Source organism: Pseudarthrobacter leeuwenhoeki (assembly GCF_055412885.1).
In genome coordinates this window covers 1-2640 of the sequence record NZ_JBVAYY010000039.1, presented here as the reverse complement: position 1 = coordinate 2640, position 2640 = coordinate 1, and the positions used below count along the sequence as shown (strand labels likewise).

Annotated in this window: 3 protein-coding genes; all 3 read right to left on the bottom strand. The window is 66.9% G+C overall.

Going from position 1 to position 2640, the window contains the following annotated elements; all coding sequences use genetic code 11:
- Positions 1–139: 139 nt before the first annotated feature.
- Positions 140–436 carry a hypothetical protein gene (locus tag ACZYX4_RS17610; protein WP_463878394.1) on the bottom strand — a complete coding sequence of 99 codons (297 nt, stop codon included), beginning with the start codon at positions 434–436 and terminating at the stop codon, positions 140–142.
- A 286-nt stretch (positions 437–722) separates the two neighbouring features.
- Entirely contained in the window at positions 723–899 is a 177-nt protein-coding gene (locus tag ACZYX4_RS17605; protein ID WP_463878396.1) for a hypothetical protein, read from the bottom strand.
- Positions 900–1081: 182 nt separating this feature from the next.
- Positions 1082–2431, bottom strand: coding sequence for a Na+/H+ antiporter NhaA (nhaA, locus tag ACZYX4_RS17600; RefSeq protein ID WP_463878391.1), 1350 nt, complete (start codon positions 2429–2431; stop codon positions 1082–1084).
- Positions 2432–2640: the final 209 nt, after the last annotated feature.

The following is a 2640-nucleotide window of genomic DNA, read 5'->3' as shown; positions in this document are numbered from 1 at the left end:
CCAGCCGGCGACAACAGGCCCCGCCAGCACGCCCAAAACAACAAAATCAACCCGGGCGAGAATCACCCCGGGGCCCGGCAGCCAACCCGACCATCATGAAAAATCCGGGTTAGGGGTTGGCATGGTGAGTCGGTCATCGTCACTCCGGGGCCCTGCGCGCCAGCAGCTCGTCGGCGAATCCTTGGCAGAATGCGTCGACCAGGTGCATCTGAATTGGGATCATTTCGGACGCAGCGGGACCTGCCAGCGCCAGCCGAACGCCCATGAATGGAACGTCTGACCTCGTGAACAGCTCGCGGGCTGCGCTGTAGATGTTGGACTGGGTGGACGCGAAGCGGGTGTCAACGAAGGACGTGAAGCGCTTCATGACGCCGGCCGTCGCGGATCCGTAGTAGTCACTCGCGGTTGCCGTTGCGGAGAGGTTTCGAGGGGTCACCGGATGCGGCAGGGCGCCCCACCATCGCCCCGGCGCAGGTCCCCAGGGAGTGGCTCGACGTCCGCGCTGCCGCGTCCGCAGTGCTATCCGGGCGGTACTGCGCGGTGACCGCCTCCGGCAGCGTCGCGGCCCTGTACCCACACTTCATCGGACTGGCCCTGAGCCTGGGCCAGACCGACTTTGACGCCTCGGCTCTGAAGGACGCCCGCCCACGTCACCTGACCCAGGCTGTCGCGGCTTGGCTCTACGAGACGACAGACTTCGATGGGGTGAATTTTGCCTCCCGTCACGGTGACGATCTCCACCTCTGGGCCATCTTCGAGCGTCCCGGTCCGGCGTCGCGGGCAGCCTCATCGACGCGGTCCGTGTCCCGCTGCGGGTCGATGACCAGAGCCACGGAGCCGTCATGGACGAGGTAGCTGCGGTCCCCGAGTTGGCTGGTCTCAATGACAATGACGTCCATGGTTCACTCCTGGCTGGTCAGGGCACGGACGGCCGCGGGTCGACCGGCAGCGCACACTCCATAATCAAACCCCCCGGGGTATGAACGCAAGCCCTCATCCGTGGCGGAGACCGGCGCCGCGGCTTGCCGGGAGGGGCCGGGCCGGGCTACCGGGCCGGGCCGGGCTACCGGGCCGGGCCGGGCTACCGGGCGGGGCCGTCCTGCTGGTAGACGTCGGGAATCCCGTCCATGTCCGCGTCGACCTTCTCCGCCTCCTGGACCTCCCGGTACTGCCGGTTCCGGGTCCGCAGCACGAGCATGGCCAGCAGGGCTGCCAGAACGGAGGCCGCAAGAATGCCCACCTTGGCGTGGTCGTCGTGGACACTGCCCTGGCCGAAGCTCAGCTCGGCCACCAGGAGCGAGACGGTGAAGCCGATGCCGGCCAGCAGGGACACGCCAAAGACGTCGATCCACTTGAAACTGGTGTCCAGCCGGGCCTTGGTGACCTTGGTGAGCAGCCAGGTGGTGCCCATGATGCCGATTGGCTTGCCGAGGACCAGCGCCATGATGATGCCGACGGCCACCGGGTCGGTCAGCGCCGAAACCAGTCCGTCCCAGCCGCCCACGGCCACACCCGCGGAGAAGAACGCGAAGATCGGGACGGCGACGCCGGCCGAGATCGGGCGGAACCGGTGCTCGAAGATCTCCGCAAGTCCCGGACCGGCCTCCGGGCCGCCGCTGGCCTGGGAGCGCAGGACCGGCACTGCGAAGCCGAGCAGTACACCTGCGACGGTGGCGTGGATCCCCGAGGCATGGACGAGGGCCCAGGCAACCGCACCGATGGGCAGCAGAATCAGCCACGCGGCCGGGGCCTTCATCCCGAAGAAACGCCGGTACTTATGGGCCAGGAACGCGTACAGGGCGAGAGGAATCAGGGCCAGCAGCAGCGGCGTCGGCTGGAGGTCACTGGTGTAGAAGACGGCGATGATGGTGATGGCGATGAGGTCGTCCACCACGGCCAGGGTCAGCAGGAAGATCCGCAGGGCGCTGGGCAGATGCGAGCCGATGATGGCCAGCACGGCGACGGCGAAGGCGATGTCGGTGGCGGTGGGGATGGCCCAGCCGCGCAGGGTCTCGGGGCTTGTGAGGTTGACGACAATGTAAATCAGGGCCGGGATGATGACACCGCCGGCGGCCGCTGCGACCGGAACAATCGATTTGTTCAGCTGCCGCAGGTCACCGGCGACGAACTCACGTTTGAGTTCGAGTCCGACCAGGAAGAAGAAAATCGCCAGCAGCCCGTCGGCCGCCCAGGCGCCCAGGCTGAGTTCCAGGTGCCACGGTTCGAATCCAAACTTGAAGTCCCGCAGCGCGAAGTAGCTCTCGGAAGCCGGCGAGTTGGCCCAGACCAGGGCGATCACGGCTGCGGCCACCAGGAGGGCGCCGCCGACTGTCTCCTTGCGGAGGATCTCGCCGATCCGGAGGGATTCGGCGTAGCTGCCGCGGCCGAAGATGGTCATGCGCGGCGGGGTGGGGGGAGGCGTGGGGCTCATGTGGGGAGTCCTAAAAGTTGGGTCGACAGAACTATGCCGACCAGACTTCCCGGCGCACCTCCGCCCCAGTCTAGTGGGTCATTGCATGGTGCTGAACCGCTCGGCCTTGGCTTTCCTGCCCTGGACAATGATCTGGTCGTCGTCGTAGAGCACCGTTTGTGCGGTGGTATGGCCCCAGATGCCTCCGGGACGTTTCACGGCCACGATGG

Excerpts from the sequence above, each read along its gene's own strand:
- ACZYX4_RS17605 (WP_463878396.1), bottom strand. The coding sequence starts at position 899 with ATGGACGTCATTGTCATTGAGACCAGCCAACTCGGGGACCGCAGCTAC.
- nhaA (WP_463878391.1), bottom strand. The coding sequence starts at position 2,431 with ATGAGCCCCACGCCTCCCCCCACCCCGCCGCGCATGACCATCTTCGGC.